13 protein-coding genes and 4 pseudogenes are annotated in these 14631 nt (G+C 56.1%); 15 read left to right on the top strand and 2 right to left on the bottom strand.

Annotated features, from left to right (window positions below; translation table 11 throughout):
- Nucleotides 1–35 precede the first annotated feature (35 nt).
- The gene (gene nhaA, locus JO226_RS14500) at nucleotides 36–1211 is read left to right on the top strand and encodes a Na+/H+ antiporter NhaA (RefSeq protein ID WP_293600664.1); all 1176 of its coding nucleotides are present in this window, start codon (nucleotides 36–38) and stop codon (nucleotides 1209–1211) included.
- Between the two features lie 60 nt (nucleotides 1212–1271).
- A complete protein-coding gene (nhaR, locus tag JO226_RS14495) occupies nucleotides 1272–2171 on the top strand; it encodes a transcriptional activator NhaR (RefSeq protein WP_293600662.1) in 900 nt (299 codons plus the stop codon).
- Nucleotides 2172–2239: 68 nt separating this feature from the next.
- On the opposite strand, the gene rpsT is transcribed toward nhaR, so the two are convergent.
- Nucleotides 2240–2503: a 30S ribosomal protein S20 gene (rpsT, locus tag JO226_RS14490; protein ID WP_293600660.1), complete on the bottom strand. Its 264-nt coding sequence runs from the start codon at nucleotides 2501–2503 to the stop codon at nucleotides 2240–2242.
- Nucleotides 2504–2618: 115 nt separating this feature from the next.
- Here rpsT and JO226_RS14485 point away from each other — a divergent pair.
- The 9 genes and pseudogenes from JO226_RS14485 to JO226_RS14445 all read left to right on the top strand — a co-directional run.
- Nucleotides 2619–2708 (top strand): annotated as a pseudogene (locus tag JO226_RS14485) (DUF2575 domain-containing protein); the annotation flags it as partial.
- Between the two features lie 123 nt (nucleotides 2709–2831).
- A complete protein-coding gene (gene ribF / locus JO226_RS14480; RefSeq protein ID WP_293600658.1) occupies nucleotides 2832–3770 on the top strand; it encodes a bifunctional riboflavin kinase/FAD synthetase in 939 nt (312 codons plus the stop codon).
- A 43-nt stretch (nucleotides 3771–3813) separates the two neighbouring features.
- The gene (gene ileS, locus JO226_RS14475; RefSeq protein WP_293600656.1) at nucleotides 3814–6630 is read left to right on the top strand and encodes an isoleucine--tRNA ligase; all 2817 of its coding nucleotides are present in this window, start codon (nucleotides 3814–3816) and stop codon (nucleotides 6628–6630) included.
- Nucleotides 6630–7130, top strand: a complete 501-nt coding sequence (gene lspA, locus JO226_RS14470; protein WP_293600654.1) for a signal peptidase II — start codon at nucleotides 6630–6632, stop codon at nucleotides 7128–7130. Before ileS ends, lspA begins: the two co-directional genes overlap by 1 nt.
- 54 nt (nucleotides 7131–7184) lie before the next feature.
- Nucleotides 7185–7634: an FKBP-type peptidyl-prolyl cis-trans isomerase gene (gene fkpB / locus JO226_RS14465; RefSeq protein ID WP_293600652.1), complete on the top strand. Its 450-nt coding sequence runs from the start codon at nucleotides 7185–7187 to the stop codon at nucleotides 7632–7634.
- A gap of 1 nt (nucleotide 7635) precedes the next feature.
- Nucleotides 7636–8586 carry a 4-hydroxy-3-methylbut-2-enyl diphosphate reductase gene (ispH, locus tag JO226_RS14460; protein WP_293600650.1) on the top strand — a complete coding sequence of 317 codons (951 nt, stop codon included), beginning with the start codon at nucleotides 7636–7638 and terminating at the stop codon, nucleotides 8584–8586.
- Between the two features lie 66 nt (nucleotides 8587–8652).
- Entirely contained in the window at nucleotides 8653–9567 is a 915-nt protein-coding gene (gene rihC / locus JO226_RS14455; protein WP_293600648.1) for a ribonucleoside hydrolase RihC, read from the top strand.
- A gap of 102 nt (nucleotides 9568–9669) precedes the next feature.
- Nucleotides 9670–10220, top strand: a pseudogene (locus JO226_RS14450) (glucose-6-phosphate isomerase family protein).
- Nucleotides 10213–10470: pseudogene (locus JO226_RS14445) on the top strand (glucose-6-phosphate isomerase); the annotation flags it as partial. The pseudogenes JO226_RS14450 and JO226_RS14445, both read left to right, overlap by 8 nt.
- Here the strand turns inward: JO226_RS14445 and JO226_RS14440 are convergent.
- Nucleotides 10470–10655: pseudogene (locus tag JO226_RS14440) on the bottom strand (mannose-6-phosphate isomerase); the annotation flags it as partial. The pseudogenes JO226_RS14445 and JO226_RS14440 sit on opposite strands and share 1 nt — an antisense overlap.
- A gap of 189 nt (nucleotides 10656–10844) precedes the next feature.
- Between JO226_RS14440 and JO226_RS14435 the strand changes: the two are divergent.
- The 4 genes from JO226_RS14435 to JO226_RS14420 form a co-directional block, all read left to right on the top strand.
- On the top strand, nucleotides 10845–11852 hold the full coding sequence (locus JO226_RS14435; RefSeq protein WP_293600646.1) for a LacI family DNA-binding transcriptional regulator: 1008 nt from the start codon (nucleotides 10845–10847) through the stop codon (nucleotides 11850–11852).
- A gap of 133 nt (nucleotides 11853–11985) precedes the next feature.
- Entirely contained in the window at nucleotides 11986–12807 is an 822-nt protein-coding gene (gene dapB, locus JO226_RS14430; protein ID WP_293600644.1) for a 4-hydroxy-tetrahydrodipicolinate reductase, read from the top strand.
- Nucleotides 12808–13263: 456 nt separating this feature from the next.
- Nucleotides 13264–14412 (top strand): glutamine-hydrolyzing carbamoyl-phosphate synthase small subunit, encoded by a 1149-nt coding sequence (gene carA, locus JO226_RS14425; RefSeq protein WP_293600642.1) that lies wholly within the window; start codon nucleotides 13264–13266, stop codon nucleotides 14410–14412.
- 18 nt (nucleotides 14413–14430) lie between these two features.
- A partial coding sequence (locus JO226_RS14420; protein ID WP_188009639.1) for a hypothetical protein occupies nucleotides 14431–14631 on the top strand: 201 nt, incomplete at its 3' end.

Here is a 14631-nt window from a genome sequence, read left to right as displayed (position 1 = left end):
TTAATCGAATAATAAGATGAATAGAGAGAGTAAAAGTGAAACATCTGCAACGCTTCTTTAACGGCGACGCTTCCGGGGGCATCGTTCTCATCATCGCCGCGGCGCTGGCGATGCTGCTGGCCAACTCAGGACTCACCAGCCACCTGTACCAGGCATTTCTTTCTACGCCGGTGCAGCTCAAGGTCGGGCCGCTTGAGATCAACAAGAACATGCTGCTGTGGATTAACGATGCGCTCATGGCGGTGTTTTTCCTGCTGGTTGGCCTTGAGGTGAAGCGCGAACTGGTGCTGGGTTCGCTGGCGTCCCGCCAGCAGGCCGCATTTCCGGTGATCGCCGCCATCGGCGGGATGGTCGTACCGGCGCTTCTTTATCTGGCGTTCAACTACCAGGATCCGATTACGCGCCAGGGATGGGCCATCCCGGCGGCGACCGATATCGCCTTCGCCCTCGGGGTGCTGGCGCTGCTGGGTAACCGCGTGCCGCTGACGCTGAAAATCTTCCTGATGGCGCTGGCTATCATCGACGATTTGGGCGCCATTATTATCATTGCGCTGTTTTACACCAGCGATTTGTCGGTTCTGTCGCTGGGCGTGGCGGGCGTGGCGATTGCCGTGCTGGCTCTGCTCAACCTGTGCAATGTGCGTCGGACCGGGGTGTATATCCTGGTGGGCGCGATATTGTGGACCGCGGTGCTGAAGTCGGGCGTTCACGCAACGCTTGCGGGCGTTATCGTTGGCTTCTTTATTCCGCTGAAAGAGAAAGAGGGGCATTCCCCGGCCGGTGAGCTTGAACACGTGCTGCATCCGTGGGTGGCGTTTTTGATTCTGCCGCTGTTCGCTTTCGCTAATGCGGGGGTGTCGCTTGCGGGCGTCACGCTGGAAAGTCTGACGTCGCTGCTGCCGCTGGGCATTATCGCCGGGCTGTTTATCGGTAAGCCGTTAGGCATTGGCCTGTTCTGCTGGCTGGCCGTACGGTTGAAGCTGGCGACGCTTCCTCAGGATACGACCGGCAGGCAGATTTTCGCCGTCAGCGTGCTCTGCGGCATCGGGTTTACCATGTCGATTTTCATCTCAACGCTGGCGTTTGGCGACATGGACCCGCAGCTTATTACATGGGCTAAACTGGGTATTCTGATAGGCTCGCTTCTGGCTGCGGTTACCGGGTATAGTTTACTCCGGTCACGGAATAGCGGTTCCGCTTACGCTGAATAACAGGATACGAATGGTCGCCGACAGGCGGCCATTTTTGCAAAGACTCAGGGAGAGAAGTGCATGTCGCATATTAATTACAATCACCTGTATTACTTCTGGCACGTCTACAAAGAGGGGTCGGTCGTGGGCGCTGCAGAAGCGCTGTACCTGACGCCGCAGACGATTACCGGGCAAATTAAAGCCCTGGAAGAGCGGCTGCAGGGAAAGCTTTTTAAGCGTAAGGGACGAGGGCTTGAGCCAAGCGAGCTTGGCGAGTTGGTGTTCCGCTACGCCGATAAGATGTTCACCCTGAGCCAGGAAATGCTCGATATCATCAACTATCGCAAAGAGTCCAACCTGCTGTTTGATGTCGGGGTTGCGGATGCGTTATCAAAACGTCTGGTGAGCGGTGTGCTGGACGCGGCCGTCGTCGAGGATGAGCAAATCCATTTGCGCTGCTTTGAGTCAACGCACGAGATGCTGCTTGAACAACTCAGCCAGCACAAGCTCGATATGATTATCTCCGACTGTCCCATCGACTCCACGCAGCAGGAAGGGCTGTTTTCGGTCAAGATCGGCGAGTGCGGCGTCAGCTTCTGGTGTATGGCGCCGCTGCCGCAGAAACCGTTTCCCGCCTGTCTGGAGGAACGCCGCCTGCTGATTCCGGGTCGTCGTTCGATGCTGGGCCGCAAACTGCTTAACTGGATAAACTCGCAGGGATTGCAGGTCGAAATTCTGGGCGAGTTTGACGATGCCGCGCTGATGAAAGCCTTTGGCGCCGCGCATAACGCGATTTTTGTCGCGCCGACGCTGTATGCGCACGATTTCTATGCGGATGACCATATCGTTGAGATTGGCCGGGTGGAGAACGTGATGGAGGAGTATCACGCGATTTTCGCCGAGCGGATGATTCAGCATCCGGCCGTGCAGCGCATCTGCAATCGCGATTACTCCGCGCTGTTCACCTTGCCGTTAGGCTAGAGGCAAACGGAAGACATGAAAAAACCCGCAGAAGCGGGTTTTTTTACAAAGCGACAACAGACAGGCGATTAAGCCAGTTTGCTGATCTGTGCAGTCAGGTTTGCTTTATGACGTGCAGCTTTGTTTTTGTGGATCAGACCTTTAGCAGCCTGACGGTCCACGATCGGTTGCATTTCGTTAAATGCGTTTACTGCAGCAGCTTTGTCGCCAGCTTCGATAGCTGCGTATACTTTCTTGATGAAAGTACGCATCATAGAGCGACGGCTAGCGTTGTGCTTGCGGGCCTTTTCAGACTGAATGGCGCGCTTCTTAGCTGATTTGATATTAGCCAAGGTCCAACTCCCAAATATGTTCTATATGGACAATTCAAAGGCCGAGGAATATGCCCTTTTAGCCTTCTTTTGTCAATGGATTTGTGCAAATAAGCGCCGTTAATTTGACGACGCTACGTTACGTAGTGATGGCGCAGGATTCTATCAGCAAGCGCGCTCCGAATACAGCTTTTCCGCTACAAAAATCGCAGCAAACGGCCAGTTTTCTTGCTTTATCCACCGAGGTGGATGAAATCCTTGCATCTTTCGCCGTTGAGGTGCAATCGCCGGTTAACGTCGCCCCCTGTACAAGGTATACTCTGACGATTTTCACTGTTTTGAGCCAGACATGAAGCTGATACGCGGCATACATAATCTTGGTCAGGCGCCGCATGGGTGCGTATTGACCATTGGTAATTTCGACGGCGTGCATCGTGGACATCAGGCATTGCTGCAGCGTTTGCATGTGGAAGGTCGCGAGCGGGGCTTACCGGTTGTGGTCATGATTTTTGAACCGCAGCCGCTTGAGCTTTTTGCCGTGGATAAGGCCCCTGCCAGGCTGACGCGCCTGCGCGAAAAGCTGCGCTACCTGGCCGAGAGCGGTGTAGATTACGTCCTGTGCGTTCGTTTCGACCGTCGCTTTGCGGCATTCACGGCGCAGGCGTTTATCGGCGAACTGCTGGTGAAGCGCCTTGGCGTTCAGTATCTGGCGATCGGTGATGATTTCCGCTTTGGCGCTGGTCGCGAAGGGGATTTCTTGTTATTACAGAAAGCGGGCGCGGAGTTTGGTTTTGACGTGACCAGCACGCAAACCTTCTGCGAAGGCGGAATGCGCATCAGCAGCACCGCGATTCGCCAGGCGCTGGCAAATGACGATCTCGGGCTTGCGCAAACGCTGCTCGGGCATCCATTCACGATTTCGGGGCGCGTGGTTCACGGTGATGAACTCGGGCGCACCATAGGTTTCCCGACGGCGAATTTACCGCTGCGTCGTCAGGTTTCCCCGGTCAAAGGGGTCTATGCGGTAGAAGTTACAGGACTGGGCGACACACCTTTACCCGGCGTTGCCAACATCGGTACCCGTCCGACGGTGGCGGGCGTGCGCCAGCAGCTGGAAGTGCATTTACTGGATGTTGTAATGGACCTCTATGGTCGCCATATAGATGTGATACTGCGTAAAAAGATACGCAACGAGCAGCGATTTGCCTCGCTGGATGAACTGAAAGCGCAAATCGCGCGTGATGAGTTAACAGCCCGCGAATTTTTTGGGCTAGCAAAACCGGCCTGAGGCCGGTTATGTAATCAAACCGAAATACGGAACCGAGAATCTGATGAGTGACTATAAATCAACCCTGAATTTGCCGGAAACAGGGTTCCCGATGCGTGGCGATCTCGCCAAACGCGAACCGGGAATGCTGGCGCGTTGGACTGATGATGACCTGTACGGCATCATTCGTGCAGCCAAAAAAGGCAAGAAAACGTTCATTCTGCATGATGGCCCTCCTTATGCGAATGGCAGCATTCATATTGGTCACTCTGTTAACAAAATTCTCAAAGACATTATCGTGAAGTCCAAAGGACTCGCGGGATATGACTCGCCTTACGTTCCGGGCTGGGACTGCCACGGTCTGCCTATTGAGCTGAAAGTGGAGCAGGAGTTCGGTAAGCCGGGCGAGAAGTTCACCGCCGCCGAGTTCCGTGCGAAATGCCGCGAATACGCCGCCACTCAGGTTGACGGTCAGCGTGCTGACTTTATCCGTCTGGGCGTGCTGGGCGACTGGTCGCGCCCGTACCTGACCATGGACTTTAAAACTGAAGCCAACATTATCCGCGCGCTGGGTAAAATCATCGGCAACGGCCACCTGCATAAAGGCGCCAAGCCGGTGCACTGGTGTGTGGACTGCCGCTCTGCGCTGGCGGAAGCGGAAGTGGAGTATTACGACAAAACCTCTCCGTCTATCGACGTGGCGTTCCACGCGGTGGATCAGGATGCGGTGAAAGCCAAATTCGGCGTGTCGATGGTGAATGGCCCGATCTCTCTGGTTATCTGGACCACCACGCCGTGGACGCTGCCAGCGAACCGCGCGATCTCCCTGTCCGGTGAGTTTGAATACGCGCTGGTGCAGGTGGATGGTCAGGCGGTGATCCTGGCGAAAGATCTGGTGGAAAGCGTGCTGAAACGCGCGAACATCAGCGACTATAGCGTGCTGGGCACCGTAAAAGGCGATGCGCTGGAGCTGATGCGCTTCAAACACCCGTTCCTGGGCTTCGATGTGCCGGCGATCCTCGGCGAGCACGTCACGCTGGATGCGGGTACCGGTGCGGTGCATACCGCCGGTGGTCACGGTCCGGACGACTACAGCATCAGCCTGAAATACGGTCTGGAAATTGCTAACCCGGTCGGCCCGGACGGCGCGTACCTGCCAGGTACTTACCCGGCGCTGGACGGCATCAATGTCTTCAAAGCGAACGACATCATCGTTGACATCCTGCGCAGCAGCGGTGCGTTGCTGAACGTTGAGAAAATGCAGCACAGCTATCCGTGCTGCTGGCGTCACAAATCGCCGATCATCTTCCGTGCGACGCCGCAGTGGTTCGTCAGCATGGATCAGAAAGGCCTGCGCGCGCAGTCGCTTTCCGAGATCAAAGGCGTGCAGTGGATCCCGGACTGGGGCCAGGCGCGTATCGAATCCATGGTCGCCAACCGTCCTGACTGGTGTATCTCCCGTCAGCGTACCTGGGGCGTGCCGATGTCGCTGTTCGTGCATAAAGAGACGCAGGAACTGCATCCGAACACCCTGGAACTGATGGAAGAAGTGGCTAAGCGCGTAGAAGCCGACGGCATCCAGGCGTGGTGGGATCTCGACTCCCGCGACATCCTGGGCGCTGACGCTGACAACTACGAGAAAGTGCCGGATACCCTGGACGTGTGGTTCGACTCCGGTTCTACTCACTCCTCTGTGGTTGACGTGCGCCCGGAATTCGCCGGTCACGCTGCCGACATGTATCTGGAAGGCTCTGACCAACACCGCGGCTGGTTCATGTCATCGCTGATGATCTCCACCGCCATGAAGGGTAAAGCGCCGTACCGTCAGGTACTGACTCACGGTTTCACCGTGGATGGTCAGGGCCGTAAGATGTCCAAATCCATCGGCAACACTGTTTCTCCGCAGGATGTGATGAACAAACTGGGCGCGGATATTCTGCGTCTGTGGGTGGCGTCTACCGATTATACCGGCGAGATGGCGGTCTCCGATGAGATCCTCAAACGCGCTGCCGATGCCTATCGTCGTATCCGTAACACCGCGCGCTTCCTGCTGGCGAACCTGAACGGTTTCGATCCGGCAAAAGACATGATGAAACCGGAAGAGATGGTGGTTCTGGATCGCTGGGCGGTAGGCTGCGCGAAAGCGGCGCAGGACGATATCGTTAACGCGTACGACTCTTACGATTTCCACGAAGTGGTGCAGCGCCTGATGCGCTTCTGCTCCATCGAAATGGGCTCGTTCTACCTCGACATCATCAAAGACCGTCAGTACACCGCGAAAGCGGACAGTGTGGCGCGCCGCAGCTGCCAGACTGCGCTGTACCACATCGCAGAAGCGCTGGTGCGCTGGATGGCACCGATCATGTCCTTCACCGCTGATGAAATCTGGGGCTACCTGCCGGGCGACCGTGAGAAGTACGTCTTTACCGGCGAGTGGTACGAAGGTCTGTTCGATCTCTCCAGCACCGAAGCCATGAACGATGCCTTCTGGGACGAGCTGCTGAAAGTGCGCGGCGAAGTGAACAAGGTCATCGAGCAGGCGCGTGCGGATAAGAAAGTCGGCGGTTCTCTGGAAGCGGCGGTGACCCTGTACGCGGAACCTGAGCTGGCGGCGAAGCTGACGGCGCTGGGCGACGAATTGCGATTTGTCCTGTTGACCTCCGGGGCGACAGTGGCCGATTATGCAGCCGCAACGGCAGACGCTCAACAGAGCGAACTGCTGAAAGGGCTGAAAGTCGCGCTGAGCAAAGCCGAAGGTGATAAATGCCCGCGTTGCTGGCATTACACCACTGATGTCGGCCAGGTGGCGGAACACGCAGAGATCTGCGGACGCTGTGTCAGTAACATCGCCGGTGACGGCGAACAACGTAAGTTTGCCTGATGAGTAAATCTGTCTGTTCAACAGGGCTGCGCTGGCTGTGGGTCGTCGTAGCCGTATTGATTATCGATTTGGGCAGCAAATACCTGATCCTCCAGAACTTCATGCTGGGGGATACGGTTGGGTTGTTTCCGTCGCTTAATCTGCACTATGCGCGTAACTACGGTGCGGCGTTTAGCTTCCTTGCCGACAGCGGTGGCTGGCAGCGCTGGTTCTTTGCGGGCATTGCAATCGGTATCTGCGTCATCTTAACGGTGCTGATGTACCGTTCTAAAGCGTCGGAGAAACTCAATAACATCGCCTATGCGTTGATCATCGGCGGCGCGCTGGGCAACCTGTTCGACAGGCTGTGGCATGGCTTTGTGGTCGATATGATCGACTTCTACGTCGGTGACTGGCACTTTGCCACGTTCAACCTTGCCGATACGGCGATTTGTATTGGTGCGGCGTTGATCGTGCTGGAAGGCTTTTTACCGAAGCCAGCCGAGAAAGGACAGGCGTAACAACACTCGCCCGGCAGGCGTTGCGCCGCCGGGCAAAACAAGCGAGTAATTTGCATGTCTACATCTGTACAGAGCAACAGCGCCGTTCTGGTGCATTTCACGCTGAAACTTGATGACGGCTCGCTTGCTGAGTCGACCCGCAACAACGGCAAACCGGCGTTGTTTCGCCTGGGCGATGGTTCTCTGTCTGAAGGGCTTGAGCAGCATCTGCTGGGGTTAGAGGCTGGCGAAAAGCGCGTTTTCTCGCTGGAGCCTGACGCCGCGTTCGGCGTGCCGAGTCCGGACCTCATCCAGTACTTTTCCCGCCGCGAGTTTATGGATGCCGGCGAGCCGGAAATCGGCGCGATTATGCTCTTTACCGCTATGGATGGCAGCGAAATGCCAGGCGTGATCCGCGAAATCAACGGCGATTCCATCACCGTCGATTTCAATCACCCGCTGGCAGGTCATACCGTTCATTTCGATATTGACGTGCTGGAAGTTGATCCGGCACTGGAGGCATAACATGCAGATCCTGTTGGCTAACCCGCGCGGTTTTTGCGCTGGCGTTGACCGCGCTATCAGCATTGTTGAAAACGCGTTGGCTATCTACGGCGCGCCAATTTACGTTCGCCACGAAGTGGTGCACAACCGCTACGTGGTGGACAGCCTGCGCGAGCGCGGGGCGATTTTCATTGAACAACTCAGCGAAGTGCCGGACGGCGCCATCCTGATTTTTTCCGCGCACGGCGTGTCTCAGGCGGTGCGTAATGAAGCCAAAGGCCGCGATCTCACCGTGTTCGACGCGACCTGCCCGCTGGTAACCAAAGTGCATATGGAGGTTGCCCGCGCCAGCCGTCGCGGCGAAGAGTCGATTCTGATTGGCCATGCCGGTCACCCGGAGGTCGAAGGCACGATGGGCCAGTACAGCAACCCGCAAGGGGGGATGTATCTGGTGGAGTCGCCGGATGACGTCTGGCGGCTGAACGTCAAAAACGAAGCCAAACTGTCGTTTATGACCCAGACCACGCTCTCGGTGGACGATACGTCCGACGTCATCGACGCGCTGCGCAAGCGCTTCCCGCAGATTGTCGGGCCGCGTAAAGACGATATCTGCTATGCCACCACCAACCGTCAGGAAGCGGTGCGCGCGCTGGCGGAACAGGCGGATGTCGTGCTGGTCGTCGGCTCCAAAAACTCGTCGAACTCCAACCGTCTGGCCGAACTGGCGCAGCGTATGGGGAAGGCGGCGTTTTTGATTGATGATGCGACGGATATTCAGGAAGCCTGGGTGAAAGAGGCGAAGTGCGTCGGCGTGACCGCAGGCGCGTCCGCGCCGGATATTCTGGTGCAGAACGTGATTGCGCGTCTCCAGGATTTAGGGGGCGGTGAAGCCGTGCCGCTGGAAGGGCGTGAAGAAAACATCGTCTTTGAAGTGCCGAAAGAACTGCGAATGGATGTTCGTGAAGTCGAGTAAGTTATTCATTTCACTGTTATGAGAAGATGCCAGACTGCCCGTCTGGCATTTTTTTTAGGAGGGAAAATGCGCTTACCGATCGTACTTGATACTGACCCTGGCATTGATGATGCGGCGGCGATTGCCGCTGCGCTGTTTGCCCCTGAGCTGGATTTGCAGTTAATCACGACCGTTGCCGGTAACGTTTCGGTCGAGAAAACCACCCGGAACGCACTGCAACTGCTCCATTTCTGGCAGGCCGATGTTCCGCTGGCGCAGGGCGCCGCCGCGCCGATGCTGCGCCCGCTGCGTAATGCGGCGGACATCCATGGCGAGTCGGGAATGGAGGGTTATGACTTTGTCGAGCATAACCGCCAGCCGCTAGTGAAACCGGCGTTTATTGCGCTTCGCGATGCCGTGATGAGCGCGCCGGAACCGTTGACGCTGGTGGCGATTGGCCCGCTGACCAATATCGCGCTGCTGTTGACCCACTACCCGGAATGCATGTTTAACATTCGTCGACTGGTCATCATGGGCGGTTCTGCCGGACGGGGGAATTTCACGCCGAATGCAGAGTTCAACATTGCGATTGATCCGGAGGCCGCCGCGCGCGTGTTTCAAAGCGGCATTGATATCGTCATGTGCGGGCTGGACGTCACAAACCAGGCGGTGCTGACGCCCGATGACCTGGCGCAGTTGCCGCGGCTTAACGAAACCGGAAAAATGCTGCATTCCCTGTTCAGCCACTACCGCAGCGGCAGCATGAGCAGCGGGCTGCGGATGCACGATCTTTGCGCCATTGCCTGGCTGGTTCGCCCGGAACTGTTCGCGCTTAGCTCGTGCTTCGTCGCTGTTGAAACCCAGGGAACCTGGACTGCGGGCGCCACCGTTGTGGATATTGAAGGCCGTCTTGGGCAACACGCCAACGCCCAGGTCGCGCTGGGGCTGGATGTCGACGGCTTCCGCCGTTGGGTCTTAGAGGTACTGGCGCTGGCGCCCTGACGGCGGAGTGTGACTCGCCCAGCAAAGTTATCATTGCATCGCAAGGTTAATCGATTAATCTGGTGCGCCTAATGTGTTGTTCTCCTCGGGCCGGAGATAAACATGAACTCTCAAATAATCCAGTCACCGCAGGTGGCGTGGGCGAGTGGCGCCTTTAGTCATGCGCCACTGATTCGAAAAACTACACGTATTCAGGATCTGACCGCCGTTTTCGCTGGCATGGCTACGATCCTCAACACCCGGTTTATACCGTTGAAATGCTTGATACTCCTGCCGGAGAGGGCGAACTCTGGACGGGGGTAACGCACCTGAATCCCGGAAAAGTAGGCAACGAGTTTTTCATGACCCGCGGACATTTCCACGCCCGACGCGAGCAGGGCGAAGTCTATTTTGGCCTGAGCGGGCAGGGGCTGCTGCTGTTGCAGGACGAACACGGAAAAGCGCGGCTGGAAACGGTCGGCGCCGGTTCGGTGCATATTATTCCCGGGTTTACGGCGCACCGGCTTATCAATACCGGCAGCGATATCCTCTCCGCGCTGGCCGTCTTGCCGACTATCGTCGGGCATGATTACGCGGCGCTACAGGGTGGGTTCGCGCTGCGGGTGCTGGAGGAAAACCAGCAGGTCTGCGTCCGGGAGGTGAAAAATGGGTGAGAAGCCTCAACCTTACGGGCTCGATATGACCATCCACCACCAGCCGCTCGGGTTTAGCTATGGCGATGAGGTCACAGGACCGATGCCGGAAATTCGCCATCTCGATCAGATCCGCGCATCGCTTCGCGACCCGCACTGCGAAGGGCCGGACGAGGTATACGCTATTGCGATGGATGTGGCGCGCATGCAGGATCGCGACGAGCTGCAAAAGCGGATGCTGTTGTTTGGCGTAGTGACCTACGCCGCAGGCAGCAGCTGATTTTCCAGTTCGCTCAGACGTACGCCCGGGTAGCAGTCGATGACCAGCACGGTTTTGGCGGAAGCAGAACGCCTGGTGTTTAGCGCAGTAATAATGGCCTGCCAGCCTTGCCAGGCCTGATGTTCGTAGTCCTTCACGGAAACTTCAGGGTATTTATCGTAGGTGGTCAGTTTCATTCTTTCTCTCCGTAATCGCTATAATAAGATTAATCGATTAACCGTTTATGGAAAGAGGGGTTAACGCGATTAACCCAGCAAAAAAGCAATGAAATGCGTTTCACGCCACGCGATGTGAAGTTCCTCACAGGGAAAAATGCAAAATATCGGTTATTCGATTAATCTGTGGTGGGAGCGACAGGAGGAAACATGACGACAGTGACGCTGGCACAGGTAGCCGAGAAGGCGGGCGTATCGACGGCAACGGTGTCGATGGTGCTGCGCAACCGTGGGCGCATCTCACAGGCGACCCGCGAACGGGTGCTAAAAGCGCTGGATGAGTCCGGTTATGTCTATAACCAGACGGCGGCGAATCTGCGCAATCGCAGCAGCAACCAGGTGGGTTTGCTGCTGCACGATATTACCAACCCCTTTTACGGGGAGATGACCGCTGGCCTGAGCCATGAGATGGAGCGTCATGAGATGTTGCTGTTTCTGGCCAACAGCGAGGAGTCAGAAGAGCGTCAGCAGAAGTTTGTCGACTCGCTGCTGCGCAATAATGCCTGCGGCATGGTGCTGTGTGCGGCGCGGGAAACCCCGCAGGCATTTTTCGACGGCCTGAAGCGGCGCAATATCCCGGCCATTATGGTGGTGCGGCCGTTGACCGACCCGGATTTTGATTTCGTCGGTACCGACAACTTTCTCGGTACGCAAATGGCGACGTCGCACTTGCTGAAGTTGGGGCACCGGAACATCGCGTTTATCGGCGGCAGCCAGAATTCCGGCACCCGCTCCCAGCGTATCGGCGGCTTCACCAGCCGTCTTCTGGAGCACGGGCTGTCGCCGAATCCGCAGTGGATTGTAACCTCGCAGGCCAGTCAGAGCGACGGCGCACGGGTATCCGAAGCGCTGTTCAGGCAATTTCCGCAGATCACCGCGGCGGTGTGCTATCAGGATATCGTCGCGCTGGGCGTGATGCAGACCCTGCGTAAGCTTGGCAGGGAGGTGGGGCGTGACTTCGCTCTCATCGGCTTTGACGATATTACCGAAGCGGCGCTGGTACAGCCTGCACTGACGACGGTTTCCGTTGCGGCAAAAGAGATAGGACGCAAGGCGGGCGAACTGCTTTATAGTCGTATTCAGGGCAATGATGAGCCGCCGAAACGGATCATTCTGCCGCCTGCGCTGGTGGTCAGAGAATCATGCGGTTTTCGCTGATCGTTATATCTTTTACTGATAGCGATCCCTGTTTCACGTTAAATTCTAATTATCGGTGTTTTTGAGTGGCGGCCTCTGGCGGGGCTGGTTACTCTGAAAACGATTCACATATAGTTAACTTAAGAGAATAGATATGCATGATGCACAAATCCGCGTCGCGATAGCGGGCGCGGGCGGCCGTATGGGGCGTCAGTTAATTCAGGCCGCAGCGCAGATGGATGGCGTTCAACTGGGCGCTGCGCTGGAGCGCGAAGGCTCATCTCTGCTGGGAAGCGACGCGGGCGAACTCGCTGGCATCGGCCACACCGGCGTTACGGTACAAAGCAGCCTGGAAGCGGTGAAAGCGGATTTTGACGTTTTCATCGATTTCACCCGTCCTGAAGGGACGCTGACGCACCTGGCGTTCTGCCGGGCGAACGGCAAGGGCATGGTTATCGGCACGACCGGTTTTGACGACGCCGGTAAACAGGCTATTCAACGCGCAGCGCAGGACATTGCGATTGTCTTCGCCGCCAACTTCAGCGTGGGGGTCAACGTGATGCTGAAGCTGCTGGAGAAGGCCGCTAAAGTCATGGGAAGCTACACCGATATCGAAATTATCGAAGCGCATCATCGCCACAAGGTTGATGCGCCGTCAGGCACCGCGCTGGCGATGGGCGAGGCGATTGCTGGCGCGCTGAATAAAGATCTTAAAAGCTGCGCCGTATACAGCCGTGAAGGCCATACCGGCGAGCGCGTACCGGGCACTATCGGTTTTGCCACCGTTCGGGCTGGCGACATTGTCGGTGAGCATACCGCAATGTTTGCCGATATCGGTGAACGTGTGGAGATTACGCATAAAGCGTCCAGCCGCATGACATTTGCTAACGGTGCTGTTCGTTCAGCACTGTGGTTAAAAGGCAAGAAAAATGGTCTTTTTGATATGCGTGATGTGCTCGATCTCAACAGTTTGTAAGAGTTATTACCCATCGTGATGTGGTTTTCGCAGTCATAATTTATTGATTGCATAGGGCAATATTTTATTGCCCTTTAATTTTGTCTTTTTAGGTGTGATTTGCTAATTAGATTGTTATTTTCACATGTTTTACTTCGGTTTTGTGTTGTTGATATGTAAATTTTGACCATCTGGTCCACTTTTTTAACCTCAGACGCTTCGTTTTACATTATCCTGGCGACGCAAGCGGTTGTTATCATCACCCTGGTTGCTATTTTTGCCTGTTATACAGGGTGTAATCGTTCAGTGGCGTAAAATAACAATGAAAATACCGTCTTTAAGTTGACTTTTTGCCTCTGTATCTCCAGAATGCCGCCGTTTGCCAGAAATCCATGGGTAAGCAAATTTGCATTGATTCACACGATGTGAATGCATTAATATGCAAATAAAGTGAGTGAATATTCTCTGGAGGGTGTTTTGATTAAGTCAGCGCTATTGGTTCTGGAAGACGGAACCCAGTTTCACGGTCGGGCCATAGGGGCAACAGGTTCGGCGGTTGGGGAAGTCGTTTTCAATACTTCAATGACCGGTTATCAAGAAATCCTCACTGATCCTTCCTATTCCCGCCAAATCGTCACTCTTACTTATCCTCATATCGGTAATGTCGGCACCAACGCCGCTGATGAAGAATCCTCTCAGGTCCATGCGCAAGGCCTCGTCATTCGTGACCTGCCGCTGATTGCCAGCAACTTTCGCAATACTGAAGACCTCTCTTCTTACCTTAAGCGCCATAACATCGTGGCGATTGCCGATATCGATACCCGTAAGCTGACGCGTCTGTTGCGCGAGAAAGGCGCTCAGAACGGCTGCATCATCGCGGGCGATAACCTGGATGCGGCGCTGGCGCTGGAAAAAGCCAACGCTTTTCCGGGCCTGAACGGCATGGATCTGGCAAAAGAAGTGACCACCGCAGAAGCCTACAGCTGGACGCAGGGGAGCTGGACGCTGGCGAACGACCTGCCGGAAGCGAAAAAAGAGGACGAATTGCCGTTCCACGTGGTGGCCTACGATTTTGGCGCCAAGCGCAATATCCTGCGCATGCTGGTTGACCGCGGCTGCCGCCTGACGGTGGTGCCGGCGAAGACCTCGGCTGAAGAGGTGCTGAAGATGAATCCGGACGGAATCTTCCTTTCTAACGGCCCTGGCGACCCGGCGCCGTGTGATTACGCCATCAACGCCATCAAATCCTTCCTGGAAACGGATATCCCGGTATTCGGCATTTGCCTCGGCCATCAGCTGCTGGCGCTGGCGAGCGGTGCGAACACCGTTAAGATGAAGTTTGGTCACCACGGCGGCAACCACCCGGTAAAAGATATCGATAACAATACCGTAATGATTACCGCGCAGAACCACGGCTTCGCCGTGGATGAGGCGTCCATGCCTGCCAACCTGCGCGTGACGCACAAGTCGCTGTTCGACGGCACCCTGCAGGGCATTCATCGTACCGATAAACCGGCGTTCAGTTTCCAGGGACACCCGGAAGCTAGCCCAGGCCCGCACGATGCCGCGCCGCTGTTCGATCATTTCATCGAACTTATCGAGCTTTACCGTAAGACCGCTAAATAATCAGGAGCCGAGAAGACCATGCCAAAACGTACAGACATAAAAAGCATCCTGATCCTTGGCGCTGGCCCGATCGTTATCGGCCAGGCCTGTGAATTTGACTACTCCGGCGCCCAGGCGTGTAAAGCTCTGCGCGAAGAGGGTTACCGCGTCATTCTGGTGAACTCCAACCCGGCAACCATCATGACCGACCCGGAAATGGCCGATGCGACCTATATCGAG

Origin of the sequence: Pluralibacter sp. (assembly GCF_019237635.1) — a bacterium.
GTDB lineage: Bacteria > Pseudomonadota > Gammaproteobacteria > Enterobacterales > Enterobacteriaceae > Enterobacter_B.
Note: the sequence above shows the minus strand (reverse complement) of the source record. Positions and strands in the feature narration are given on the sequence as shown.

Excerpts from the sequence above, each read along its gene's own strand:
- lspA (WP_293600654.1), top strand. The coding sequence starts at position 6,630 with ATGAGTAAATCTGTCTGTTCAACAGGGCTGCGCTGGCTGTGGGTCGTC.
- ribF (WP_293600658.1), top strand. The coding sequence starts at position 2,832 with ATGAAGCTGATACGCGGCATACATAATCTTGGTCAGGCGCCGCATGGG.
- ispH (WP_293600650.1), top strand. The coding sequence starts at position 7,636 with ATGCAGATCCTGTTGGCTAACCCGCGCGGTTTTTGCGCTGGCGTTGAC.
- fkpB (WP_293600652.1), top strand. The coding sequence starts at position 7,185 with ATGTCTACATCTGTACAGAGCAACAGCGCCGTTCTGGTGCATTTCACG.
- ileS (WP_293600656.1), top strand. The coding sequence starts at position 3,814 with ATGAGTGACTATAAATCAACCCTGAATTTGCCGGAAACAGGGTTCCCG.
- rihC (WP_293600648.1), top strand. The coding sequence starts at position 8,653 with ATGCGCTTACCGATCGTACTTGATACTGACCCTGGCATTGATGATGCG.
- JO226_RS14435 (WP_293600646.1), top strand. The coding sequence starts at position 10,845 with ATGACGACAGTGACGCTGGCACAGGTAGCCGAGAAGGCGGGCGTATCG.
- nhaR (WP_293600662.1), top strand. The coding sequence starts at position 1,272 with ATGTCGCATATTAATTACAATCACCTGTATTACTTCTGGCACGTCTAC.
- dapB (WP_293600644.1), top strand. The coding sequence starts at position 11,986 with ATGCATGATGCACAAATCCGCGTCGCGATAGCGGGCGCGGGCGGCCGT.